Source organism: Pelosinus sp. UFO1 (assembly GCF_000725345.1).
In the GTDB taxonomy this organism is placed as follows: domain Bacteria; phylum Bacillota; class Negativicutes; order DSM-13327; family DSM-13327; genus Pelosinus.
This window is the reverse complement of sequence record NZ_CP008852.1, coordinates 4190444-4216075: the sequence shown is the minus strand read 5'-3', so window position 1 is coordinate 4216075 and position 25632 is coordinate 4190444. Positions and strand designations below refer to the sequence as shown.

23 protein-coding genes and 1 pseudogene are annotated in these 25632 nt (G+C 35.2%); 22 read left to right on the top strand and 2 right to left on the bottom strand.

What is annotated here, in order from left to right; all coding sequences use genetic code 11:
* Nucleotides 1–10 precede the first annotated feature (10 nt).
* The 17 genes and pseudogenes from UFO1_RS19870 to thyX all read left to right on the top strand — a co-directional run bounded on the left by UFO1_RS19870 (nt 11) and on the right by thyX (nt 18248).
* A complete protein-coding gene (locus UFO1_RS19870) occupies nt 11–712 on the top strand; it encodes a hypothetical protein (RefSeq protein ID WP_038673653.1) in 702 nt (233 codons plus the stop codon).
* A 90-nt stretch (nt 713–802) separates the two neighbouring features.
* Complete coding sequence (locus UFO1_RS24590; RefSeq protein ID WP_071842037.1) at nt 803–1507, top strand: metallophosphoesterase; 705 nt, start codon at nt 803–805, stop codon at nt 1505–1507.
* A gap of 13 nt (nt 1508–1520) precedes the next feature.
* Complete coding sequence (locus UFO1_RS19860) at nt 1521–2279, top strand: histidine phosphatase family protein (RefSeq protein WP_158442850.1); 759 nt, start codon at nt 1521–1523, stop codon at nt 2277–2279.
* A gap of 211 nt (nt 2280–2490) precedes the next feature.
* The gene (locus tag UFO1_RS19855; RefSeq protein ID WP_038673651.1) at nt 2491–2772 is read left to right on the top strand and encodes a hypothetical protein; all 282 of its coding nucleotides are present in this window, start codon (nt 2491–2493) and stop codon (nt 2770–2772) included.
* A 25-nt stretch (nt 2773–2797) separates the two neighbouring features.
* The gene (locus UFO1_RS19850) at nt 2798–3322 is read left to right on the top strand and encodes a hypothetical protein (protein WP_038673650.1); all 525 of its coding nucleotides are present in this window, start codon (nt 2798–2800) and stop codon (nt 3320–3322) included.
* Between the two features lie 314 nt (nt 3323–3636).
* The gene (locus UFO1_RS19845; protein WP_038673649.1) at nt 3637–4245 is read left to right on the top strand and encodes a DUF3841 domain-containing protein; all 609 of its coding nucleotides are present in this window, start codon (nt 3637–3639) and stop codon (nt 4243–4245) included.
* A gap of 33 nt (nt 4246–4278) precedes the next feature.
* The gene (locus tag UFO1_RS19840) at nt 4279–4890 is read left to right on the top strand and encodes a hypothetical protein (RefSeq protein WP_038673647.1); all 612 of its coding nucleotides are present in this window, start codon (nt 4279–4281) and stop codon (nt 4888–4890) included.
* 104 nt (nt 4891–4994) lie between these two features.
* Complete coding sequence (locus tag UFO1_RS19835) at nt 4995–5981, top strand: YafY family protein (RefSeq protein ID WP_038673645.1); 987 nt, start codon at nt 4995–4997, stop codon at nt 5979–5981.
* 282 nt (nt 5982–6263) lie between these two features.
* Nucleotides 6264–7511, top strand: a complete 1248-nt coding sequence (locus UFO1_RS19830; protein ID WP_038673643.1) for a hypothetical protein — start codon at nt 6264–6266, stop codon at nt 7509–7511.
* Between the two features lies 1 nt (nt 7512).
* A complete protein-coding gene (locus UFO1_RS19825; protein WP_038673641.1) occupies nt 7513–8148 on the top strand; it encodes a hypothetical protein in 636 nt (211 codons plus the stop codon).
* Nucleotides 8149–8151: 3 nt separating this feature from the next.
* Nucleotides 8152–11028 (top strand): AAA family ATPase, encoded by a 2877-nt coding sequence (locus tag UFO1_RS19820; protein WP_038673639.1) that lies wholly within the window; start codon nt 8152–8154, stop codon nt 11026–11028.
* A gap of 12 nt (nt 11029–11040) precedes the next feature.
* Entirely contained in the window at nt 11041–12333 is a 1293-nt protein-coding gene (locus tag UFO1_RS19815; RefSeq protein ID WP_038673637.1) for a Wadjet anti-phage system protein JetD domain-containing protein, read from the top strand.
* A gap of 448 nt (nt 12334–12781) precedes the next feature.
* Nucleotides 12782–13018, top strand: a pseudogene (locus UFO1_RS19810) (histidine phosphatase family protein); the annotation flags it as partial.
* Nucleotides 13019–13738: 720 nt separating this feature from the next.
* Nucleotides 13739–14785: a hypothetical protein gene (locus UFO1_RS19805; RefSeq protein WP_038673635.1), complete on the top strand. Its 1047-nt coding sequence runs from the start codon at nt 13739–13741 to the stop codon at nt 14783–14785.
* Nucleotides 14779–15879, top strand: a complete 1101-nt coding sequence (locus UFO1_RS19800) for a hypothetical protein (protein ID WP_038673633.1) — start codon at nt 14779–14781, stop codon at nt 15877–15879. Before UFO1_RS19805 ends, UFO1_RS19800 begins: the two co-directional genes overlap by 7 nt.
* A complete protein-coding gene (locus UFO1_RS19795) occupies nt 15880–17598 on the top strand; it encodes a metallophosphoesterase (RefSeq protein ID WP_038673632.1) in 1719 nt (572 codons plus the stop codon).
* 5 nt (nt 17599–17603) lie between these two features.
* Nucleotides 17604–18248, top strand: a complete 645-nt coding sequence (gene thyX, locus UFO1_RS19790) for an FAD-dependent thymidylate synthase (RefSeq protein WP_038673630.1) — start codon at nt 17604–17606, stop codon at nt 18246–18248.
* A gap of 588 nt (nt 18249–18836) precedes the next feature.
* On the opposite strand, the gene UFO1_RS19785 is transcribed toward thyX, so the two are convergent.
* Nucleotides 18837–19637: a hypothetical protein gene (locus UFO1_RS19785; protein ID WP_144390904.1), complete on the bottom strand. Its 801-nt coding sequence runs from the start codon at nt 19635–19637 to the stop codon at nt 18837–18839.
* A 943-nt stretch (nt 19638–20580) separates the two neighbouring features.
* Here UFO1_RS19785 and UFO1_RS19780 point away from each other — a divergent pair.
* The 4 genes from UFO1_RS19780 (at nt 20581) to UFO1_RS19765 (ending at nt 24241) form a co-directional block, all read left to right on the top strand.
* Nucleotides 20581–20778, top strand: a complete 198-nt coding sequence (locus tag UFO1_RS19780) for a hypothetical protein (RefSeq protein ID WP_038673627.1) — start codon at nt 20581–20583, stop codon at nt 20776–20778.
* Nucleotides 20779–20792: 14 nt separating this feature from the next.
* Nucleotides 20793–22472: a M3 family oligoendopeptidase gene (locus UFO1_RS19775; protein WP_038673626.1), complete on the top strand. Its 1680-nt coding sequence runs from the start codon at nt 20793–20795 to the stop codon at nt 22470–22472.
* Nucleotides 22473–23167: 695 nt separating this feature from the next.
* Nucleotides 23168–23542 (top strand): YmaF family protein, encoded by a 375-nt coding sequence (locus UFO1_RS19770; protein WP_084159882.1) that lies wholly within the window; start codon nt 23168–23170, stop codon nt 23540–23542.
* A 363-nt stretch (nt 23543–23905) separates the two neighbouring features.
* Nucleotides 23906–24241 carry a hypothetical protein gene (locus UFO1_RS19765; protein WP_038673625.1) on the top strand — a complete coding sequence of 112 codons (336 nt, stop codon included), beginning with the start codon at nt 23906–23908 and terminating at the stop codon, nt 24239–24241.
* 262 nt (nt 24242–24503) lie between these two features.
* Here the strand turns inward: UFO1_RS19765 and UFO1_RS19760 are convergent, their stop codons facing one another.
* Nucleotides 24504–24848: a hypothetical protein gene (locus UFO1_RS19760; protein ID WP_038673624.1), complete on the bottom strand. Its 345-nt coding sequence runs from the start codon at nt 24846–24848 to the stop codon at nt 24504–24506.
* A 312-nt stretch (nt 24849–25160) separates the two neighbouring features.
* On the opposite strand from UFO1_RS19760, the gene UFO1_RS19755 reads away from it, so the two are divergent.
* Entirely contained in the window at nt 25161–25376 is a 216-nt protein-coding gene (locus UFO1_RS19755) for a DUF5320 domain-containing protein (RefSeq protein ID WP_038673623.1), read from the top strand.
* The last annotated feature ends 256 nt before the right edge of the window (nt 25377–25632 follow it).

Genomic DNA, 25632 nt, shown 5'->3' with positions numbered 1-25632 from the left:
AGGTAATTTTATGGGAAGGGTCTTAGAATTTTCAAGAAAAGAAAAAGTAAAAACTACTAAAAATGTTATATTTGATGCGTCTATGATTTATGATATCGGTTGGCGAGATGATGAATGCATTAATGTACTGGAATTAAAAGAAGTCTTACGCAAAGTTCCTAATGACTATCTTGTAGTTTTCGATACTGGGGATGAACATTGCTGGTTTGATGTTTGCAAGGCTTCAACTCATCCAGGAGATAAATATAGTTACTTACTCTTAGCGGTAGCGGATTCTGCTAGGCGTGATGTTGATTTAAAGACCATTCTGACAAAAACTGTAGAATCTATAATGGAAATGAATAAAATGGAAGGTTTTGAGCTTAGTACAGATGCACTTAAGATACTGGATATGGTCAAGGATGAAGGGATTGAAGCTCAAACCTTGAAAGATATAATACAATTTAAAAAAGTTGCTCATGAAAAGAACATAGAACTTTCATTTGAAAGCTGTTGTGATGTTGTGACAGAAACAACAGCTTTTATCACACCTTCTTATGAAGCTTGTTCTAGGGAAAGTTGCCCGAATTATGCAAGCTGTAAACGTTACTTATTGTTTTTTTATCTAAAATATAAAAATATGTTGAAGGGGCAAACTTTTATTTCTCCCAAGGGTACTTTAGAGGACTTAAGGAAATGTGAAAAACTAATCAGGATAGAGGAAATGTCCTGATTAGTTTTTTAGAAAGTTGTTGATCTAAAAAGACCATAAGTCTGCGTTATTCACGATTGATTGATTGGTATCGTTAAGAGGGGTGATATTATGCGTACTGTTGATAGGATTTTGGCGACTTCAGACGTGCATGGAGAGAATAAAAAACTTCTTAAGTTACTAGAAAAGACGGCATATGAACCAGATAAAGACTTATTAGTAGTCTGCGGTGATTTAGTAGACAGGGGAGAAGAAAACCTAGCTACTCTTACTACCTGTATTGATTTACGGAAAAAGGGAGCAATCATTTTAAAAGGCAATCACGAGCAATTTTTAGAAGCGTGTTTAAAAGAAATGATAATCAATGACACCACTTCTTCTGAAAATATCAATCTTTGGGTAGGTCATAATGGTGGAGCGAGTACCTATGACGAGATAAAGAATCTATCTCAAAAAAAGCTAATTAATATTCTAAACTACGTTCGAAGCCTACCTACCTATTTCACAAGTGGCAAATATATCTTCAGCCACGCCGGAGCCAATACAAGAATACCTATTGAAAAAAACAGCGAAGATGATTTAGTTTGGATGGAGGATAGGTTCCCCTATTGTCCGGCATATAAGAATAAAATAATGGTCTTTGGGCACGTACCCACTTGGCTACTGTACTCATACGATAAAAAATTCAAAAAGAAAAATGCGAAAATATGGTATGACAAAGATTGGAATGACAAAATCGGAATCGACTGTGGCGGTGTATTTGGGGGAAGATTGGCGGCAATAGAGTTGCCTTCTTATAGAGAATTTTATGAGTAGGAGTTCGATTATCTTGCTTACAAAAGAAGACATAAAAAAAGCAATTGAATTTGATGACGCTGCCATGGAAGCAGGGGGCTACTTAGATACCACCTTTGAGACACCATCATATAGACTTCGTGATATGTACAAGTGGGCAAAAGAAAACGGCAAAGATGTAGAAAAATTAACTATAAACGAGCGAAACCAGTTTTTAGTTGATAAAAAGATTTGGATTATAAGACATGGTGAGAGTACAGCTAATGCCGGAGCCGTTACAAATAATCACAAAACCATTCCTTTATCTCCTGATGGACAAGCACAAGCGGAACAGATAAGCCAATCATTCCAAGAACCACCTACCTTAATCATTACCTCACCTTTTACCCGAACACAACAGACAGCAGAACCAACAATTAAGCGTTTTCCGAATGTTAGGCGCGAGGTGTGGAGTGTGGAAGAGTTTACATACCTATCCCCTGAGACTTGTATAGGGACAACCGCTGACGAACGCAAGAAAAGGGTAAATGAATACTGGGAACGGCTTGATCCTGACTATGTAGATGGAGAAGGAGCGGAGAGTTTTAATATGCTGCTATCCCGTGCAAAGACCGCAATTGACCGTCTAAGCCGACTCGAAGAAAGGTTTATAGTAATGTTTACCCACGCTCAATTCATGCGGGCTATGCACGTTTTAGACACTAGTAATAGTGAGGACGCAAAGTGTCTTATGAGCCATTTCAGAGAATTGCCACGTTTTAATAATTGTGAAATTATTAAGTGGGAGGACTGAAGAATGGACAATAAAAAATAAAGTCACCAAAATTGAAATTTATTGATATAGTCCTTGAAAATTGCGAGATTATACGAGTTAATGCGGAATAGCCATACAAAACCTCTACAATTAATGGTTATGACGGGGGTTTATTTATAATGATTAGTCCAACAGATACAGCAAAGGAATATCTTAATAGGAATGGTTGAGGAGAGGGAGAGTGGTAATAATGAAATTATTATATTGCCGTGAATGTGGGGATGTTTTTAACCTTGCCTTCTCTAAAAAAAGTTGTACTTGTGGTAAAGTATATGGACAGTATGAAGAGGATGGGTTACACGCTACATATAGCGGTTCTGGTATACCATTAGGAATTCATAATATTAGTTTTTCGTCTGCAATTATTGAACAAGATGCGCTAAATCGGCAAATGGAAATCCCTTTTCAAGGCTCTAGATTTGAAGCATGGGTTATCCCTAAAAATTGTGATACTTTTAAAAAGTTAATGTAAATATTGAAGAGAGAGCGTGGTAATAATGGCGAAAGATCCTGAAAGTAGAGACTGGAAGATTGATAAGTATATTTCTAAATATATCGCAATAGACCCCGACAAAGAACCTCCAACTTATGAAGAAGTCGGGCAGATTATTGATAAATGGGACGCAATTGGGAGGCATATTACATACCCTATGGCAGGGGAGTTGTGGAATCAAATTGAATGGGAAAATGCAAGATATGTGAATGAGTTTATCAAACAAAACTTTCCTAATGCAACTAAAATAGAATTATATTATGGACAAAATAGACTAATTAAAAGGGTAACTATGCCAAATGGAATAGAAGAAATTGTCGCATATAATTCTGAAACTGGCGAGGTAGGATGTATTGATATTAATAATACTACTTTGATAGAAAAGATACTAAAAGGACTCGATGATCCTATTAATCAAATGTCAAAAATTAAACCAATTACCGACACAAGAAAGCCACACGAAATACTTTCATCAATGAAAGAGGCTAGGTGTAGCAATGAGGAGAACAAATTTATTGCAAAAGAGTAACACTGACAATATTTGATAAAAACTATATATAAAGAGAATTGGCTTTTATTGGAGGACACAAACTGCTATTCCAATGGGATTTCATAGTGCCTTACATTATAACTGCTTTAGATATTTTTATTGAAAGTATATAAATTTAAAAAACAAATTTGGCACTGACAACATGCTGTCAGTGCCATTTGCTATTATTAAGATAAAACAAAGATACGGGGTGAAGATAATGTTGCAAATTAAAGCTGCTTTAGGTATTTCTGATAACTAATCACTAAAGAATATGGAAATCTCATAAAGTATTTATGCAGAGGTGGATTATCTTGATATTATGGACAGTTCAAACTTATGAAGTTTGGCAGAAGATGCAAGAAGTTGGATATCTTAGAGGAAATGTAGCACATGTGGAAGAGGATTGGATTTCTTGCTATCAATGGATGATTGAACAAATGCGCCTCAGAATTAAGGAGCCGTCACATGATAATGCCTATTCTCATCCTGTTTGGGCTTGGTATCAGTGGAAAAATGACAAGAAAAAGAAGCCAGACTTACGATCTTCAGCCCTTTTAAGGCGAGGGGAAAAAGGTGTGCTGATTGAGTTTGAAATTGAACAGGATAGCGTATTGCTTTCGGATTTTGAATTGTGGCATTTTGTTCTGAACTATTGGTATCTGCCATCTTCTTTACAGGATATGAACCAGTTTGAAGAGGCGTTAAGAAAAATCAATCTATCTTTTTACAGGCAAAAACCGCTGCCTAATAAAGATTTCCATATGAAAATAGTACGTAGCTGGGAAAAAATATTTGATTTAGATTGGGTAGATGATGAACAGGAAATTACTAGTACCCAAAATGATAAATCTATTCAAGCGACCATGTGGGAAGTTAGATTGGAACAAATACGATCAGTACGAGAATTTGTTGCAAAATAGAAGGAGCACTTTATTTTAAGGGAGTAGGATTTTATGAAATGCAGTAAATGTGAGTATAAATCATCTGATGCAGCTAATTTTATTCTTTTTGATAAGGAACCTATCTGTTATATATGTTCAGTATATGAGCCGAGTGATCAAATAGGAGATAAGTTTTACATTTTAATTGAAGCGGCAGGCAGCATAGAGTGTTCTTCAAATGATCAAATAGAAAATAAATTTAAGGAAAATCCACGGAAAAAGCTAATATCTAAAAATGAAAAGAAATGGCTACAAAAGAAACCCGAATATTCCTGGGCTAGTCAGCAAATAAGAGAACGTATGGAGGATATAGTATTTTTCAGTCATAGAAATAAATTTCAGTGCAATTTTATGGGGACTATAGCAAAAATAATATCTATAGCTGACGAATGGTATTTTGACTACACAGATAAAATATTTCACCTTAAACATCTTAATAAAAGAGGAAAAGGCTGTGCTGTACATTCACAGAAAAAATTTAATACCACTCTGGATTTGCTTCAATATATCAAACAGCACGATGCAAGTATTTATCGACATAAAGTCAACCGGATTGAACGGCTTTTAGAGAGTGTTATCCCCCATTATACGGAAGATGAAGTTGACCAGTGCTTGCACGAATAACTTTACTTTTCATGCTGGTATATGAAAATTGACAAAGCATTTTCTTGGTATAAAAATAATTTTGTGCAAAATATGTAAATTTTGCAGGAAAGGAGGGCATTTTCATGAATTTACCATTTGAGGTGATAAATGTGTCGAATTCAGAAAAACTCCTTCGCTTACTAAAAATTATATCTCTAATAGAACACAGGCGCGGGGTTTCGTTGAATAATTTAGTAGAAGAGTGCGATGTATGTGAGCGCACTATTTATCGCGATTTGGACGCATTGAATCAAAGCGGTCTTCCAGTTTATTTGGATGAGGATACAAAAAGATATCGCTTTATGGAAAAAGTATTTCTTCGGCCGTTGACGTTTACTGTTGATGAGGCTACAGCAGTTTTAGCATGTCTACAGGATTTTTCAAAAGAAAATAATCCATTGGGTAATTCATTACGTGTAGCTCAGGAGAAAGTTTTAGCTAGCCTCCCACATGAACGTCAATGTCAAGTTGATAAAGCCCGTAAAGGGGTAGATATTCGGGTTACATCAAAGCCGGCGGATGTTTGCCAGAAGCTTTTTATTTGCGTGGAAAAAGCTATTGAACAGGAGCGTAGGATAAAAATACGCTATTATACTAAGCAAAGGGAGTCTGAGACGGAGAGGAAGATAGATCCATATGTCATCACCTTTCGTGGTTCGGCCTGGTATTTAATTGCGTATTGTCATTTGCGGCAGGCTGTGCTGATGTTCCGCATGGACCGGATAAAACAGGCGGAAGAAACTACTGAATCATTTCATATGCCTAAAGATTTTTCTATCCAAGCGTATTTTAGCGACAGCTGGCTTATTGAACGTGGCGAACTGGTCCATGTCAAACTGCGATTTTTGCCCGAGGCAGCCCGCTGGGTTAGGTCAGAGACATTTCATCCTTCGCAGCGTATTACTGAACTTGATGACGGAGCCATCATTTTTGAGGCAACAGTAAACGGAAGACGTGAGATCAGCCGCTGGATATTAGGATATGGACCGGAAGTTGAGGTGCTGGAGCCGGAGGATCTTCGGCTTTATTTGATGGAGCAGACGGTACAAATGGCAAAGGTTTATAGCTGATATAAGATCTTTTATTTCTGCCAATAGAAGCAGTTGCTGAGGACTTTTCTGCATTGCTTTTCCCATAGTGCCATATCTCTATATATGCATGTACGGCGCAAAGATTGAATTTTTCGATAGCATCAAGGGACTGGAAAGAATTGTTTAGTGATATTTATGCGCTCACTTATAGTCTTAAAGAATTCCTGTAAGAGAGGGTGTGGGATATAGTAGCACCCGCATATATTTCAAATTTTAAATATAACTGATCGATGAATGAAATTAGATTAAGAGGGTGTTTATGTGCAAGTGCCTGATGTAAGAGGATTTGATTACGAACTTAATCAACCTGATATCACCGCTGCGAAAAAACTTGAAGAACACTATGCCTTATTCGATATTTTTAAAATTCGTGATACTCAACTAGTGACTTTGATTTTAGCCGCTGCTCGGACATTGGCGGGCAAATTTGGGACAATGACAAACTCCGAAATCGACAGCGCCCTGAGCTACATGAAAAAACAGACTCGTGTACAGGTTATAAAACACCTGCGAGATGCAGGATGGCTACAATATAATGGTGTTGATTTCGAGATGCCAGACCGAGCGAGATCGCTGGTGCATTTTATGTTCACATCATTGCCACGTGGAGATATGTCTTTTTCACAGTCATTAAGGTTGGATGAGCATGAGGCGGGTAGTGGAAGTTTCTATAACCTTGATGAAGATGAGAAGGAAAATCTCTATTTTCTTCGCCTTTTATCTGGATTAAGAAATAAATGTGATGATATGCAGCGGATTTTACAAAAAAAAGATCGGCGTCGGATATGGAAAATATTCCACGAGGGACAGGAAATTATCGCTGAAGTTAGTCGTCTACGTAAAAATCTAAAAAAAAGTCATCTCAATATATTCTCTAATAGCGAGAAGGAGTTTGAAATTCATACTCTTCTTAGTCAAATGATAGATCTTGTCTCTCAAATTGTAAGAATGGGTCAAGAACTAGTTAGTGAAAACTCAAAATCTATTGGAGAGTTTATTACACCAGACATGCTAGATGATTATCTTCGCAATGCTTCGGTTGAGCTTTTGTCAGGACTTACAAGGGATACTTTTGCTTCGTTGAAACAAGTGAGTCAGCTTCGAGAAGAGACGATTGAGACAAAAACACTATCGCTATTGAATGATCAACCTGAAGAAATAATTGAAATTACTCCGCCACCAGAAATTGTAGATTTTATTGAAGAGGAATTTATTATTGAAAAAGTGAAAAATCCTCTGGAATTACTGTATCACGAAATAGCAGCCAAAATGAGAGATGTGGATTGCACTGCGCTGGATGAATTGTTATTTGATCATGGAGATAAATTTGGCATAGCCCTATATCGAACAGGTCAAGCCGTACAGCTTACACATGAACTCTCTACTATAGATGGATTAGGTCGTGAGTGGAAATTCAATATGGATGTGAGAGATGTGTTTAGACAATCCATTGGTCCCGTTGAGGAAATGAATGATGTTTCCATATTCAAAGATAAGCGAGGCGAATAAAATGGAGGCAACAACAATTACAGTGACTTCTGAGATTAGGCAAATATGTACAATGTTTCACTTTGGTTGGATTCCTAAAAAGGACGTGCCACAGTTAGAAAACTACTCTACCTTCTGCCAAGTACAGGAAGTTTTTAGTGTTATTGGCTATGAAATGGTCATTACACCTGAATGGTATGTGCTGCGTTTAAAAAAAGAATATGATATTGATGCTTTTGATGTTTTCCATCGGCGTAATCGAGATTTTAACCGCAATCACTTGGCAATGATTAACATCCTCTTTGTTAAACTTATCCTACCTAAAAAAATGGGAACAGCAGATGAAAAGGAGATTTTAAGTATCTCATTTGATGAAATTTTTCTTAATTATGGAGAAAAGTTCAGACATAAGCGATATGATTCTAAAACAATGATTGGTGGGCTACTAAAAGTTCTTAAACGGTATAGTTTTATTGTTCAACCAATGGTGGGCGCGCCTGTTTATCAGGCTGGACCATCATTGTACATGCTTAGAGAGGACCTTTTGGATAAAACCTATGAAGTTATTTTGCGAGGTAAAATTGACGATATTACACGAGCAATCGAGGCAGAAGAAACAAATGCAGAAGATATTTCGATTGGGGAAATGGAGGTCTAAAATATGGTAAAAGACTTTATGACAATGAATTGGGGGTATCTGCCTCCAACTTCTAGACCATATCCTGCTAGTCCTAAAGTTAATGCATTTATTGGACCTTCAGGCCATGGCAAGACAACGATTTGGGATGGTTTACGCCTTGTATTAGGGGATACTACTTTTGAGAACCATAGGAATATAATCGATTATGTTCACCCTAACTCAACATGGGCGATTATAAGAGTGGCATTTCATAATCTTCCTGTAAACGGAAATCGACCATTTGAGCGATTTGGTTATAAAGAAGATCAAGTTGTCGTCTGTTGTAGGTGCTTAAAAAACGCTGATGGCAGATGGGGTAAAGAATACTATATTTTTGACGGCGAGTTTATAGATCTATCTTCGCTGGCGGAAAATTCAAAGGCCTACAAACAAAGGCTAAAAATACAGGAGGACTTTCGAGATATACTAGAGCAATGTTTAGGGATCACTAAGGCTTTTCGGCGTCTAATGGCGATGAATCCCGAAACTGTTCGTGAAATGATCAGCCTTTCTCCAAATCAATTATTTCAGAAAATATACGAACTAAAAGGGATTAAGGAAATCCAGGACCGCTATAAAGATGCAAAAAAACTCCTAGATGAACAGCGATTGGCTTGCGACTCGACGGAAAAGGAAGTTATATCAGCAACAACCAGATATGAAGAATTAAAAGCCAAGGCGGAACTTTATGCTGTTTATTCCACTAATATAAAACATCGAGATGCCTTTGATATTAGAATTGATAAACTTGCTTATTATGAGACGGTTAAGGCCATCGATGAAATTAAGAAAGAGACGGAAGTGGCGGAAGCCAAAGTGAAGAAAGAGCAGGATGTGTTACTTAAACTCGAGGCTGAAATCGCCCAAGCTGATAAGTCTCTATTAGATATCGAAGCTGCAATTGAAACAATGACCAGTATTTTCAATGAAATCAATGATCGATATATAGAGAAAAGTACTACATGTCAACAACAAGAGGAGCTGTTGCGTAGTCTAAATACGGATGTTGAAAAACTGGCATTAATTAAACTGGCGGATATCGATGAGTTGCGACAGATTCATACAGTTGCCATGGAGGAACTCCATGATGCTGAATTTGAGCATCGCCAAAGCGAACAAAGATTCAAAATGCATCTATCTGAGTATACAAGGCTAAGTGATAATAAACACATATACCCCCATTTCGTGCCCACATTTCGATCTGCTTTGAACGATGCTGGTATTGATTATCTTATGATGGCAGATTCTATTAGCGTAAAGCCGAAATATAAAGAATGGCAGCGGGCTATTGAAGCATACTTGGGGAATGAAAGATATCGTATTATTGTTTCTAATGGATATCTACAAGCTAAAAAATTGCAGGAACACCATCGGTATACTGCTCGACTGAGTCAACCTAAGAACGCAAAATTAAGCTCGCAGATTTCGTCTATCGATGCTCCTTCGATATTATCAGTACTGGACATTACTCATCCAGAAAAGGTTGGGGGATATCTTATTGGTCTGGATAAAATTTACCTTGTTAATTCCGTGGAAGAGGGGCATGAGCTTCAGAAGAAGGGGCTTATTAGTATAACTAAAAAGGGACTTTTGCAAGATAATGATGGTTCTGTGTTTCGAGATCCTCATACCTTGTGTTGTGGTCGGCTTGCTTTGGAAACGGAAAAACAGAGAGTTTCTAGTCTTATGGAAAATGAGAAAATAAAGACTTGTCAATTACAGGCAACAGTAAATGAATGCCGATCACAAGTGGAAAATTTAGCAGAAGATATTCAGGCACAGGAAATGCTAGCACAATTGCCGGAATACATAGCTAAACAGGAAGCGTGTGAACGAGAACTACTTGCATTTACTGAACAGCGAGGAGTTATTTTGGTTGATAGGAATAATGCAGAGACGGAAAGGAAGGAATTATATAAGAAGCACTCCGAAATAAAATTTTCTCAAGGTTCAAACAATAAATCACTGCAAAGTAGTAATGATAAAATTGAAGAACTCATGAATTATATAAAGAGATTTTCTAGAGAATTGGTGAGTAGTCAAAGTCGTCTTGATATGGTGACGGAAAAATTGATTAAAGATCGAGGTCTTAGCCAAGACGACATTGATTTTATCTTTAAAGATGTTCAGGGGAAAGATTATATAAAAGATGATGGGGAGTTATATACTTCTGCAGAACTCAAACTCAAGAGGGATGGATTAAATAAGGAAATTGAGATTTTTGAAGCGGCTTATAAAGACATTGACGATAAGATCACCTTATTAGTTAAGACACAGGAGGGGCAAATTGAGATTCTGATTAATCGCCTGCAAATTGTAAAAGAGACAAGAGTGGAGTGCGAACAGGAGTGTAATGACTGTCTGTTCGAACTGAAAAACCATGTAAGAACAGCAATAAAGGAATATATTTCTGAATTTGAAACTCTAGCAGACCTTCTTAGGGCAAAAACAAAGGGAAAACTGGAAGAAATTGCAGAGGACCCAGACTTTTGGGAATTACATATGGAAATTGGGTTTCCAGGTAAGGAGTTATCACCAGTCAATGGTCCGAAACTATCCTCAGGTGAAAGAGCTTGTTGCAGTTTAATGCTGCTCCTGGCTGCTGTTAGCAATATGAAGGAAGGCAGACATATCCCAGTAATGTTTTTAGATGAACCACGATCCCGTCTTGATGATGCTCGTGGTAATGAAATTGGGCAATTACTTCAAGTAACCGATGTCCAGTATTTCATTACTCACCAGCAGGGGGAATCACTTAAATCCGTAGATTGGATAAACCATGGATTTACATGCATTCTTCGTGAAACAGATAAAAAATTCGCGCCGCCAATGATCTATAAGAAAATGAGAGAAAGTTAGTCGGAGGATTCTATGTCAATTTCTGAAAGGGTTTCCGTTGAATATATATCAAAAGAAGGAACTAGATTTCCAATAAAAAAGATTGAGAGCGGCAAGACATATGGTGGGATCGATTCTACCCTCACAATGCCTAGTGGTCTTCAGGAACTGATGCAGGATTTACTGAAGCAAATTTCAAAAGGCCCTAAGCAATATAGTCCAATGGCATCACGTTTTATTGCAAAATATTCTAGTAAGGCTTTTGATGATGCACTGGAAGTACTACTCATTGAAGGTGTTATACAAATCGAAAGTAAGAATCTGCGCCCTAAGAAGGGTAAGGTTTGGATTCGCACAGTTATAAAGTTAGATTCCCGTGCCCACGCTGACATGCAAGGTAATGATCCAAAAGAATCTTTAGAAGACCAACTTAAAAGACTTACGGAAGAGGTTGATGGTATTAGTTGCGGATGCAGCGAAGGGGTAATGGAATTTGTAAGTAAAGCGTTGTCTGAGCGGCAAATAGTTGCACCAAGCGGAGAAATTATTGCGACCCCGCAGGCGTGGATAAAGTTTCGTTCTTTAGTCATGTGTCTTGCATATGTGGCGAAACTTCAACGGGAAGGAAGGAGAGAGCCTCTCCGAATTGTCTCTTCTTGGGTATGGGGTAAAAGTAAAGTGCTTGACCAGTATAAGCGAGAAATAGTTCTAGCCACAGGGGAATCGTTAACCAAACTTAATTTGACAGCATCTTTTGAAATAACGCTCCTATATGGCAATATGACCTATAAATCAAATGGGGCATTAGCAATCGCAACGGCAGGGATTCCTGTAGCATTAAGCGATGATACCATCAAGGATATGGATGTTATAGGGATCACCGCTGATAGGATTTTTATTGTGGAAAATATGGCCGTTTTTAGAGAAATTCTGTATCGAAAATATTTGGCTGAGTCGAACACGCTACTTTTATGGGGAGAGGGTTATCTGTCGTCTGCGAAAAAAAGATTAGTTGGAAAAATCCTAGCTACAAGGAAGATACCTGTATATGTTTGGAGTGATCTTGATGCAGATGGATTACTATTGACAAAAGACATTGCGGACTTTGTTGAAGGCTGTGGATCGACTGTAAAAGTAGTGTTGATGTCCGCAAATGAAATTGCTCTATCTGCCGGAAAGTTTTGTGGATCGAATCACTCTAAACTGGATAATCATGATCTGGTCCCACTATTTGGCGAAGTGGTCGAGATGATTAAGGCAGGTAAAACGATGGAACAAGAAGAACTAATGCTATTTTATGAGTATGTTGAAAGCAGACTTCCGTGATTGGAATACTACTCCTTCAGTAGATATGAAGTGTGAGTTAAACGTACAATTTGTTTATTAAGGAGATGTATTCATACTCGATTAGTATTCATTCCTCAGGAGTCAATATCATTAACAAAAAGTGTGAAAAAGAGCCATTATTCTTGGTTTAGCAAATGAGAAAAATGAGTCGGTTGGGGTGGTTAGAAATCATCTTAACTGACTTTTTTAATACCTATATATAGTGATAATTATGCTATAGTGTAAATTAATGGAATATTAAAAAGGTCTCTTTTTTTAAGTGATAAATTGATCTGTCACTGGGAGGTGAAACGTTTTATATATCGCTATGTTATAAAAACCATTGATTAAATTAAGTAGTGTTATGGAATGAAGAAAGGAGAATACAGAATGCTTACTATAGAAGAGTACATATTACAAATGAAGAAAAGCTGCTGAACGCAAGGAAAGGGTAAATGAATACTGGGAACGGTTTGATCCTGACTATGTAGGTGGAGAAGGAGTGGAGAGTTTTAATATGCTGCTATCCCGTGCAAAGACTGCAATTGACCGTCTAAACCGACTTGAAGAAAGGTTTATAGTAATGTTTACCCACGCTCAATTCATTAGGGCTATGTATGTTTTAGGAACTAGCAAGGAGGAAGACGCAAAAAATTTAATGACGTGGTTTAGGGATTTACCATAGCAAATGCGTTTCCAAATTTATACCCTAAATATTATCCACTATTTCTTAACGAAGAAATTTTATTTCATTTTGACTGTAAAGATGGTTGGTTTAATCTCGTTTGGGAATTATCTGAAAAACTAGAGGACGAAATTATACGGCCGCAACGGTCTGTCCGCTACTGCGACATTGCTGGATAATTTCAGTCCATTGATTTAATCGGTAAGCCTATTGGACTTTTCGAGTGTCCAAGATAATTCCTCCTTGGAGTTTTTCAAGCAACTCGAAAACTTGAAAAACTCTAATTTAGAGATATTATCTCATGGAGTTAGGTTGAAAACTATCCACTTAGCTATTTTACGCTTACCGTGGATATATCGTAAAAAACTATGAAAGTATAATTGAAGACTTCTGTGGTGAAAAGAATTTGGGTAACAGAAGAAAGATCTAGGGAAATTGCATATTTCCATTGAAAAGATATTGCTCTTAAAATGGAAATATGCATTATATTGCAAGGAATTTAGGATGATATAGCGAATGTAAATATTTAATGGGATATTTTGAAAGTTAATAGGATTAGTGCTATGGTTTCAAATGAGCCATGCGTATAGCGGGACATAACATATAATATCTGTTTAAATTACGTCAATAATTAATTCAGATTGGTTAAATAAATAGTTAATTGCGTTTAGCAAACCTACGATGGATGAGATAAAATTTATTTAAAGGTGGATTTTGCAAGTGCAAACAATTTTTTTTGAGAGTAAGATTACATCATATAACTTCTATAACAAATTTCTGCAAGAACTTTCTTCTTTTTATAAGACGAACGGTGGAAGGATTGCACCTAATTTATCCTTAGAGAAAGTGGAATGGATGGATACACTGGTAATTCCGAATATCTTATCGTTAGGTTTATATCTAAGTAAATTTCATCATAGTCAAATTCCCTTACAAATTTCGTGGAATCCACGAATTCTTTTTTTCTTAAACGAGATAGGTTTCTTTAAAATCGTTCAATCTAAGTTTAGTGTTTATGAGATTGATGAGCGTTTTCTAGGCGGCTTTCCTGTTGATAAACAATATCGCGATAAACATAAGTTGCAGTATTATTTACCACTTGCTGATTATTATAATAAGAAACTTGAAGATCAAGAGTTTTATCGAAATGAATTATTTGAAAAAATGAGGTTTGGAAAGGTATTAAACGATTATAAGGATGTTATTGAAGATCAAGGATCTCTTGATAGTCAAGAAGTGAAGAAAACTTTAGATGTATTAACAGAACTAATTTGTAATTCAATTCTCTATAGTGGTACAGAATGTTTTGCATTTATGCAAACTAATAAGTACGGTTCTAAGATATCTTTAAGCGATTACGGGATTGGCTTTCGAAAGTCTTTAGAGAGAAAAAATATAAAACTCAAGGTTTTAGAAGCTAATTATAAGATTTATTCCCAAAAAACCGGCATAGATTTAGAAGATTTTTTAGTGATAATGGATGTTCTAAGCTACTCAAAATCAAAAGAAAGAGAAAATCTATGGGAGTTAAAAAATATTATAACAAAGAATAATGGCATCTTAAGAATTCATTATCAATCAGCTCAAGTAATTTTTACACATAATAAATGTAAAAATTGTGAAGAAGATATAAAAAAATGTTTAGATTGTTTATTAGAAACTGCTGACAGAGATCCGCAATATTCGTCTGCCAGATTTTTTAAAACTAAATTTCCAGGTGTTCATGTTGAAGTTGAATTTACACGACAAGAGGGATACGGATGTTAAATTATCTAATTTCACAAGGTGAAAATATAATAATTGATTTATATGCAGAACAAGTCTTTGGCTCAATAGAAAACCACTGCTCAACATATGAAGGGGGTCAAACAAAGCTTGAGAGAGGAATGAATTCATATACTCTTACACAGTCGGTGTTAAGTAATTTGTTTAATTGCTTATCTGGTATAGAGTATTCTACATCGCAATACATAGTTTTTGATTTTAGTTACATAAGAGCCATTCAATCAAATACTGAAGAGATATTTAGTAAGATAGTATTACTGATATTGTCCCAAAAAAGATCGGTTGTATTTGCAAATATAGGGATGTGTTTGGTTAGTGATGTAGATAAAATTGTTTTAAAAATTATGAAGAACAATGAAGTAATTGAGAAAAATTCTTTTAACAGCAATATGTTTGAGCATTATTTTACCTATACTAATTTGCAACATTTATATCAGGTTGGTAGCAAGAACTGGGCATTAGAAAAACAGCAAGGTTTTAAATCAATACTTGAGAAAGCAATAGATGAACATAGTATAACTACAGATAAACCACAATTTTCAAGTACGGTATATTCGTCTAAATATATTAATATTAAAGGTTTGATGCAAAAAACTAACTTTTTTAATTACTGTATTTTTCAACTGGCACTTAAAATTATAAAAAAAGAAATGATACCTAAAGATATGACAAAGCACGATGAAATATCATTGTTTTGTCAATCACTAAACGGATCATACATTGCTTTGATATTATCTAGGCTATTGTGTGTAAATTTTATGTATTTAGATCATTTAGGACCAATAGCCAATATTTACAAAACAAGTTTTTCGAAGGAAATCCGTAAGAATAATAAGTATCTTATTGTTGCTGATGTTATTTGCTTAGGCACGGAAGTGAAAAGAGTTGAAAGTATTATTCAAGTTAGCGGGGGAGAGTGTATTGGTAGTGTATGTATTGTAGACTGTCAATTAACCGATGTAGGTAATTCAGAACATAAACTGGGGTTAATAACAATTAATAAACAGTACAATCCAATTGACTACATTATACGCACAGACTTTTGTGATAAATGTTCAGGGAGGGACTCAAAGTAAATGAAAACTGCAATCCTTCACATTTCTGATTTACACTTAACTGAGTTTAATCCTGGCAACGGACGTATTCCCTCCCGAACAATTAGTAAACAATATTATATAGAACAGTTTATTCATGACACTAAAGAGAAACTTCATGATTGGGATGCAGAACTAAAAAAAGTCGTTGTCACAGGTGACTTAGCTAATGAAGGTTCAAGAGATGACTATGAAATCGTTTTCAAGGAATTAACAAAATTGAAAGAAGGATTTAACTTAGAATCTCAGGATTTTATTATAGTTCCAGGTAATCACGATATACACCGTGGTAAAAATAGTTCGGTACATCAGGATAGTGATGCTGTTCCTAAACCAGAACCTAATCAATTTCATGATGCTAAATTTCAATATTTTATAAAGTTTTATAATGATTTTTTTGGCAATGATTTTGAGCCATGTAAACCTTCAATAATTCCTTTTGAGTTTGACGATAAAAAAATAGCTTTTGTCTGTTTGAATTCAAATTATAAAGAAAGTTGTATGTCTAAAGATCATTACGGTTATTTAAATTTAGAAGATATTTTAAAAATTGAGAGTGCTTTATTGGGCGAGTTTAAGGATTATTATAAGGTAGCGGTTGTTCATCATAACCCTAACCTCGATTCTGCCGAAAAAAGCATTAAAAACTGGGATGAAGTAAAAGGCTCCTTAAATTCAATGGGTATATTTTCATTTCTTTGTGGACATGTTCATACTAGTGAAAACTTAGAAGTAAAAACAACTGAAACTAATTGTTTTTGTTCAGTAGGAAGCTTTGCAAAAGAAGATCCTGAAATTTCAAATACATCTGCGCTTCTAGTATATGAAAAAGAAGAAAGCGGAGTATTATTTTTCAAACTTGAAAGATTACGATATATTTGTGATGGCAATGGTCTTTATGGAAAAGGTGCATGGGATATTGATACAACTAAATACAATAAGGATATAAAGATTGGTAAACATGGTGTAAAAGTCAAACAATGTGTGCCTATTATTAGTGCGCGTAGGCCAACTGATATATTGCCGGAAACAACTGGAGTTGAGCAAGCGTTTTTAGTTGAAGAACGTAATGAACAAAGAATTTACTCTGACGAAATTTTATCAATGGTTCGTGAGAAAAATGCTGTCTTATCTGGACACTTTCATTGGTCTGATACTTCAAGGTCTCACGGGTGGATAGATACGGGTTCATTATTAATAGAAGATAGGGACATTGAAATAATCGGTAAAGCTATATTTTCTGTTATTAAAACGAAAGAAGTTCAATTCGACGGGATCGTAGGATTAGGGATGGAAGGTAATATATTAGGTGCGCTAGTAGCTGCTGCAACCAATAAACCTTATACCTATATTCCAGTCCCTTATCGAAAAGCATACAATGAATATGAATTGTATGCAAAAGTAAATTCGAAAAGAATATTGTTATTAGCAGATGTTATATCGACAGCAAGTACCATTACTAATATAATTAGCAACACCGATTATAGGTTTTTATCTGAAGCTGAAGAATTAAGGGTTATTACCTTGTTTTTTACTGGAGATGAAAAACGGCTCAAAGAATTATATGAAAAATTCGAGAATCTAAGAATTTATGCGATATGTAATGAAATAAAGTTTGGACATTGTGGTAAAGAACCAGAAGAATGCCCAATTGTAAAGCACAAACTTGAACAAATTCACGAATTTTATACAAAGGAGTAATTATCATGAAAATAATTAATGCTCAGGCTTATATTGAAAGTGATGTTATAGGAGAACAACTTTTAAAGTCGATTGAACGCTATGGGCGTGTTTGTTATAAAAGCGAGGATAAGATTACAGATATATCTGCTCAAAATTTTGCAAAAAGTATAATGAAGATGGGACACGAATCGGTTATTGAGCACTGTAGTGTTACCGTTCGTGTGATTTGTGACCGTGGAGTATCACATGAAATAGTTAGGCATAGAATTGCGAGTTACAGTCAAGAAAGTACTAGATATTGTAATTATTCCAACGAAAAATTCGGTAACGAATTAGTATTTATTAAGCCGTGCTTTTGGACTGGTAATAGCGCAGAAGATGCCGAAATGTATCGCATATGGGAAGCAAGTTTAAAAGAAGTTGAAACTAATTATCTTTCATTGATTAGTTTAGGTGCCACACCACAAGAAGCACGAACAGTTTTACCCAACTCTTTGAAAACAGAGATAGTAATGACAATGAATTTGAGAGAATGGAGACATTTTTTGAAATTAAGAACAGATATAAAAGCACATCCTCAGATGCGTGAAGTAGCTAACATAATTTTGAGGGAATTTAAGGAGCGTATCCCAGTCATTTTTGATGATATCGATTTTAAAATATCTTGAGGATACTTTTGGATAATATAACATAATATTCTCAGAAAAATGGTATTAAGTTCCTTAGATTTTATCAAAAACCAGTTAGAAAGTTACTATGTTCAAACTATTATAAACAACTACAAATTATTTTAAATACGCCATCATTTTGTTCAAAATTTTTAAAACAAAATGATGGCGTATTTAAAATAATTAGAATAGAATTTATGTAGCTTCTGTTCAAACTTTTTTACAAGGCTACAGGTGTTCAAATAATTCAAATTAGTTCGGGTAGATCAATAAAAGAAGCGGATTTTGAAGCCTATATTGATGGAGTAAATAAGTTCATATAAATGAGGAGATTCTGGAGAACTAGTCGAAGAGTGGAGGGTTTATTTTAAAATTACTTATAGGATTGAAGAAAATAATGTAATTTAAAATGCCACAAAGCTTTCTGGACCGTCCTTGAGTGGGTTTCTCTTCATTGATATAGCTCTATTTGATTAATGACCTAAACCCAAAGCTTGTATCCAATGGCAAAGGCTCAGATCAGTTGAGATGGCTTACTTTTAGAATATTATTCTCAAAATTTGGGTAAATTCAAAAGGATTTTTTAATTTACCCAAATGGCACGCTATTCCTATTAACTAGTTGAAATAATCCAAGACTATCTAGATCAATTTCAATTTCCTTGCATGTTGCAAGAATAGCTGCATCAAGTTCTCGGGGATCCTTATGATTGAATTCGAAGAGGGGGAGTTTTTGTGCAAATGAAATCAACGGATTCAGTCCCATGCTTTCCGCTCGATTCACTATCTGTTTATAAATATGTTTTCGTAATCGATGCTTTGCTTCAATTATAATGAAAGCATCTAGAAAATTAATTTTTGAGGAAATTGCAAATGCCTTTGCTGCTCTTTCCAAACCATTAAGAATTCCTGTATACTTCCTTTGATAGAATTTATCTGAAAAAAGACGGCGTTCCTTCAAGATACCGTCAATGACTGGGTGAATTGCCACGTCGCAAACTAATGAAATATGGGGTGTTAAATTCCCAATATGATCAGAATCTACCTGACTTTTTAGCATCAGATAACTATATCCATGCATGGTAACTACTTCTATATGAGCTAGTTCATGGGCAACATCATACATTTGAGCTTCTTTTCTATTAAGATATAACAAAATAAAATAAGAATAACCGGTTTCCTGTTGAATAATAGGATGTGTGGTAACCAACTGGTTAGTTGCGTAATTATTTTTGTTTATCTCAGCACTCTGATAGCCGGGAACAATAAGAGTATTATTGAGTGTAGCTTGTATTTCATCCCAGTATTTTTTTGTCTTTTTATCAAAGGAATTCCAAATTACGTTTATTTCGGGCTGGACCTCTAAAAGCATAGAGGGAAATCTCTCCATTTGTTTCACTCCAATCAAATAGTAGTTAGTTAAGTAGCCAACGAGGGGCTTGGTAATGAGATAAAACAATGTAATCCAAAAATAAAAAAGCATTGCGAATATCCCGACAATAATAAAGTGTAATTTATTATTGTTAGGCGATTTTAATGAAAAATCCTCTATTTTCATTGAAAGTACAAAAGCAGTTAAAAGGGTGCAATAAGACGCTCTTTTAACTGCTTTTGATATTATTGTCAATATTTTTCGGGTATTTTCGAAATTAAGTCCGGATTTTGTTTTAAGCATGCTCTCAGTATTTCCTTATAATGATTTGATTCTTGAGTGTTTGAAAATTTACAGCAGGAAGAGGATTGCTCGGTAATAGTCTTATTTGGACTTTTTAAATTTTCGTCTGCCAAGAGTAAAGCCTCCTTTTTGTATTTAATAAAGTTAGTCTAAGATTAGGTCTGTAATTTGCTTTTGTAGGTAGTGTCACTATGCAGGTGTCAATGCGCGAAAAGCTCGGTGATTTTAGTACTGTTGGCCATTTTATGCTTGCATTTTGAACTTTAGGCTACTTTATGATTCCGTATATAATATAAAAATAACTTAAAATCATCATGTTTGAGATTTTAGGTCAAGTTATGGTTCTGTTTATGGCCACATTATGGTTCCAGTCACAATAGAATCTATTCTATACTAGGTGGAGGTTTTGTTTTATGAAAGTAACTTGTCGCCAATGTGGAATTGAGTTTGAAAAAGAAGAAAAGGAAGTACGACGCCAGCAAAAGAGGGGCGAGATTAATAGATAGAATACGTTAAAGAAATTGCATTTAGATTGCTAGTCTGCCAGGAATAGGGACTGATAAATAAAACCACTAAGACAGACTCAAAAGAGACGTGAAAACGCCTGCAAAGCAGGTTACCTCAGCAGTACGCCCAGTATGTGGCGGGGGTTGCGAATATGAGTGTTTTTGAAACGGCGACCCAAGAAGTACGGAGCATGCATAATGAGAATACGTTAAGAAGGCTAGAGCATGTATCAGCTGATTATTATTGGGCACAAGAAGAAATTAAGAAAAAGATAATAAAAATTATGTATGGTAATATTAGGAAAAACGATATAATAGAAGATGTAAGACTATTTAAATATGCTACATAGTAGGAGGGACAAGAATGAAAGACGAAAATTTCAAATTATCAGAGCTTCCTTATGAAAGAATAACAATTGAATCTTTTGAAAAAGAAACTTCGAAAATAATAAAAGACTTTAATGCTGCAAAAAATGGAGAAGAACAATTTTTAGTTCATAAAGAATATTACACTGTAATGGGAAAAGTCAGTACTGCAATGATTTTAGCGGGAATGAGACATGATGGTAATGTGACAGATAAATTTTATGAAGGGGAACAGGACTATTATGATGAAGTATCTCCTAAAATTGACAGTTTCAAAGTAAAATATCAAAAACTACTTTTTAATTCTAACTATAGAACTTACTTTGAAAATAAGATAGGACAAGTTCCCTTTAAAGATATTGAAATTCAGTTAAAAGCTTTTGATGATGTACTTATTCCACTTAAACAGGAAGAAAATATTCTTACATCAAGATATAATAAATTAATAGCACAAACTAAGGTTGAATTTAAAGGAGAAACACTTAATCTTTCTTTATTAGGAAAATATTTAAAGTCAAACGATAGGGCAACAAGAATGGAAGCATCAAAAGTGAGAAGTGAAAAGCTACTTACTATTGCAGATGAATTAGATGAGATTTTTGATAAGCTTGTAGCTAACCGTAATAAACAGGCAAAGGCAATGAAATATGGTAATTATGTTGAACTTGGTTATTACAATATGAAACGTAATTCATATGATAAAAATGATGTGGCTAAATTTAGAAATCAAGTTAAGAAATTTCTTGTTCCAGTTGCATCTAAGATTCATGAAGAGAGAAGAAAACGCCTTGGTTTAGAAAAACTTGACTTTGTTGATGAAGGAGTTTATTTCCTTGAAGGAAATCCTATTCCTCTTGGAACTGCTGATGATATTTTTGCAGCAGGCAAAAATATGTATAGCGAATTATCTTCTGAGACAAAGGAATTTTTTAACTTTATGTTAAAACATGAATTATTTGATGTACTAGGAAGGCCTAATAAAGCTACAGGTGGCTATATGGAGATGCTTATGCTTTATAAGGCACCAATTATTTTTGCTAATTTTAATGGTACAAGTGGTGATGTGGATGTGATGACACATGAATGTGGTCATGCCTTTCAAGGATACCTGACAAGAAATGATGAAATAGTAGAACATAACAACATAACTAATGAAACCGCTGAAGTCCACTCAATGTCAATGGAATTTTTTACAGGCAAATGGATGGATGTATTCTTTGGTAACAGAGGCGATGATTATAGAAGAATGCACCTTGAAGAGGCCATTGCATTTATACCATATGGATGTATGATAGATGAATTTCAGGAAATAATTTATGCCAAACCAGAACTTACTCCTAGCGCACGAAGAGAAGTTTGGAAACAGTTAGAAAAAGAATATAAGCCACATCTTGCTTTTGAAGAAGATGAATTCTATAGTGATGGACGTACTTGGCAGTTACAGAAGCATGTGTATAACTGGCCATTCTATTATATTGATTATTGTCTTGCACAAACATGTGCACTTCAATTTAAAATAAGAATGGATGAAGATTACAAGGATGCTTGGCAAAGATATATTGCATTCTGTTTGGAATCAGCAAAAGATTATTTCCCTAATATGCTTCATAATGTTGGGCTCAAAAGTCCTTTTGAAGATGGATTTATGAAAGAACTTGTTGAGAAGATTAAATTATAGTGATTACGCAGAAGGTATTAGCTATAAATGTACATTTTTACGGGAGTGTAATTAATTTTGTGTAATTAGAAATTCTTCATAACAAGAAATAGGTAGCTTTACTGGGAAAGCAAACTTATTTATTACCCTTAGAAATTCTTTTTCCTGAATGAGTCAGGTGACGGTTCTTTGGCTCATGACGTGGGTGGATTTGCAAGGTCACGGTTTGCCTCCACCATACAAATCCGGAAATTTGAAAAGTAGTAAACCCGCTAATTATCTACCTTTCAAGGAGAGTGATTAGCGGGTTTTACTTTTTTTTAGGCTCTGTTAATTTTAATTGCTGATTTTGGACAAAAAAAGACTCTATCAATTGTAGTCTGTGATTGCTCTCCTTGAACTAAATCAGCTAAGAGAATACCTTAACTCATTCTGTATCAAAGCATAGCTAACCGTTACTATATATATAAGGGATTAACCAATTTATTAGTTCAAACGGTGGACTGATTGGATACTTAAGATACCAGCGAACGCACAACATTATAATTTCAGACTCGAAATGTTTCCATTTAAACAAATTCTGTGGCATTCTCTGCACCTCGGGGGTGAGCTTATATCATGGATTTTTTTTTTGCACCAGAACCAACTTGAGCGTATATTTGGCTCTCCACGAGCATATTATTCAATGCCGTATAAAACTGAAGGAGGTATATATAATGACGGAAGACATTAGAAAGAAACATGAGGATGACTGTGAGTGTGAGTGTGAGTGCTCTCCAACCCAAACACATGTACATGAATTTCAAGGAAGCGTCAAGATTGCTGAAGCGGACACGGACCCGCATAACCATCGGTTTGCCGGGGTTTCAAGTGAAGTTATACCGCAGGGAAACAGTCATGTACATGAAATATTAACTAGCACAGATTTTTACGAAGATCATCATCACGAAGTTGGAATCAGGACAGGTCTCCCAATTGATGTAGGTAATGGCAGACATGTGCATTTTGCAACTGGCGTAACCACTGTGGCTGATGGGCATTTTCACGAATTCCAATTCGCTACCCTAATTCTAGACCCAATTGGCGATTAGCCTATTTATCGATCAAAGCTCCGCTTAATTTGCGGGGTTTTGATATTTACTGAAGGACCTGCCTATATGAGTCAGGTGACGGTTCCATAAACCATTAGATAGGTGGATTTGCAAGGTCGCGGATCGCCTCCACCAAGCAAATCCCGATTACTTATTAAGCCACGAATTCGTGGCTTTTTTGCTTTGTGTGGTTTTTATTAAGAGCATTAAATGATTTTTTGGTATAGCTGTTGTATTGTTTGGATAATTACCCACTGATTAATGAATATATATCTGTAGAAAATTCACTGAGAAATATTGGGTATATGTTTTCATGATAATACCTGATAAAATATAGAATATAATAAATAAGGGGGGACAAACGTGCAACACCAATATAGACAAGAAAAACAAATGCAAATCAACAACAAGCCATTAATTAAAGGTGACCATAAAATATATCGTACACAGAACCCTGTCCGTAGCGAACTATCGTTATCTATATTTTTCCTGCTTAAATCCCATATTTCTCGTAGCGTTAGAAAGACAGTAGAGGCGCACCCCCAGGCTAACATTATTTTTGATAAGATCGGCGGATCTTGGTGGAAACCCGAATACCATATTATAGTTGGCGGAAAGACGAAGAAGGCTGTGCAGTCTGCCGCTGAAATGCTACAAAAAACTTTAAATGGCGGAAAAGAAAAAACACTTGAAAAATAAGAAGATGAAGTACCATGATAAGTATTAGTAACAATGAGTAAAGTCATGTAAGAGTGGATTAGTAAGGCACGGATCGCCTTCACCATTCGATGTATAATAAAATAAGAACACCTCAATGCGTTCCTCATAACATTTTTTCAATTAATCTGGTTGATCTTTTTAAGGTCATCCAGATTTTTGTTTTGGGTTTAACTTGCTTTTCAAGGCAAAAAGCATCAAATTCTTGCTATGATATATTTCAATTAAACTTTCTTCCTTTTTCTTATCTCTTTAATTCGTTAATTTGTTTTTGCATGTTTTCAATATGGTCTTGTAGTTTTTTTATCTCTGCCTCTAACTCTCCAATGGATTTTCTTTCAATTTTCTCTTTTTCTGTATCTTCCTTTTTTTGTTGTGCTTCTATAGCGTCATTAATTAACTCTCGACTCGAGGCAATGACAAACATTATTTGTGCTATTTCAAAGAACCCATTTGCCACAAGATTAAGTTCATCAATAGTTAACGCTTGTGAGAAAGTGATACCTAATAAATAGAAAACCAAAGTGACTTCTTCTGGAGTTAAGTCAAAAAATATGGATTGGTCCGGGAGTAATTTAAATTCTTCCAAGGTCTTTCACCTCATCAAATAGAACTCTGTATCTCTACAACATATGTATTATTCGTTGTGCCGATGTATTTTCACAACAGAATCTTTTTCAGAGGAGTTTGTCATAAAGAATAAGCCGCTATTATTTAGCCAGATCTTGCCCATTTTTAGAGGGTCGACAGGCCTGGGGACCGCATCGTCTGCTACGGACAGCTGTGAGTGCTTATGGCCAAAATGAAAGACAGGGACACAAAAATAAGATATTACATACTATAAGTAGGAACCTATAGTAGAAAGAATAGTGGGTTGTAACTTACTTATGGAGTTGATAATATGAGCCGTGACAGTTTAAAAACATTAATTAGACTGGCATTGGTATTATCCTTTGCTTCAAGTCTTATTGGACTGATTGCTGGATTCCTAGGTGAAGACGAAGATAGAAAGGATGACAAAGAATATCTGGAAAATGAGATAAAACTTAGAAATGAATTAAACGAAATTCATAAGGAAATTGATCAATTAAAAGCTCAAATCATCTCTAATGGTTAATAGGCTAAGGGAAGTCGGAGTAGTAATAATTAATCGAGTAAGAGGCTATCCATTATTTGAGTAGTCATTCTCGCTTATAAAAAGCATCCTTCGGGGGGGCTTTTATTATGCAAAAAAATCACATTATATAGGACATGCACTAGTTAGATAAATATTTAACTAAGTTATTTTAATTGCTTATTATTTATTAAAAATTTATAATATACACTTATTTCTGAAAATGCATTACAATACGGTTATTACTTTGCAAAGTTCT

What these genes read in the sequence shown, in the direction of transcription:
- UFO1_RS19870 (WP_038673653.1), top strand. Translation starts at nt 11, where the DNA reads ATGGGAAGGGTCTTAGAATTTTCAAGAAAAGAAAAAGTAAAAACTACT.
- UFO1_RS24590 (WP_071842037.1), top strand. Translation starts at nt 803, where the DNA reads ATGCGTACTGTTGATAGGATTTTGGCGACTTCAGACGTGCATGGAGAG.
- UFO1_RS19855 (WP_038673651.1), top strand. Translation starts at nt 2,491, where the DNA reads ATGAAATTATTATATTGCCGTGAATGTGGGGATGTTTTTAACCTTGCC.
- UFO1_RS19850 (WP_038673650.1), top strand. Translation starts at nt 2,798, where the DNA reads ATGGCGAAAGATCCTGAAAGTAGAGACTGGAAGATTGATAAGTATATT.
- UFO1_RS19840 (WP_038673647.1), top strand. Translation starts at nt 4,279, where the DNA reads ATGAAATGCAGTAAATGTGAGTATAAATCATCTGATGCAGCTAATTTT.
- UFO1_RS19835 (WP_038673645.1), top strand. Translation starts at nt 4,995, where the DNA reads ATGAATTTACCATTTGAGGTGATAAATGTGTCGAATTCAGAAAAACTC.
- UFO1_RS19825 (WP_038673641.1), top strand. Translation starts at nt 7,513, where the DNA reads ATGGAGGCAACAACAATTACAGTGACTTCTGAGATTAGGCAAATATGT.
- UFO1_RS19820 (WP_038673639.1), top strand. Translation starts at nt 8,152, where the DNA reads ATGGTAAAAGACTTTATGACAATGAATTGGGGGTATCTGCCTCCAACT.
- UFO1_RS19815 (WP_038673637.1), top strand. Translation starts at nt 11,041, where the DNA reads ATGTCAATTTCTGAAAGGGTTTCCGTTGAATATATATCAAAAGAAGGA.
- UFO1_RS19800 (WP_038673633.1), top strand. Translation starts at nt 14,779, where the DNA reads ATGTTAAATTATCTAATTTCACAAGGTGAAAATATAATAATTGATTTA.
- UFO1_RS19795 (WP_038673632.1), top strand. Translation starts at nt 15,880, where the DNA reads ATGAAAACTGCAATCCTTCACATTTCTGATTTACACTTAACTGAGTTT.
- thyX (WP_038673630.1), top strand. Translation starts at nt 17,604, where the DNA reads ATGAAAATAATTAATGCTCAGGCTTATATTGAAAGTGATGTTATAGGA.
- UFO1_RS19785 (WP_144390904.1), bottom strand. Translation starts at nt 19,637, where the DNA reads ATGGAGAGATTTCCCTCTATGCTTTTAGAGGTCCAGCCCGAAATAAAC.
- UFO1_RS19780 (WP_038673627.1), top strand. Translation starts at nt 20,581, where the DNA reads ATGAGTGTTTTTGAAACGGCGACCCAAGAAGTACGGAGCATGCATAAT.
- UFO1_RS19775 (WP_038673626.1), top strand. Translation starts at nt 20,793, where the DNA reads ATGAAAGACGAAAATTTCAAATTATCAGAGCTTCCTTATGAAAGAATA.
- UFO1_RS19770 (WP_084159882.1), top strand. Translation starts at nt 23,168, where the DNA reads ATGACGGAAGACATTAGAAAGAAACATGAGGATGACTGTGAGTGTGAG.
- UFO1_RS19755 (WP_038673623.1), top strand. Translation starts at nt 25,161, where the DNA reads ATGAGCCGTGACAGTTTAAAAACATTAATTAGACTGGCATTGGTATTA.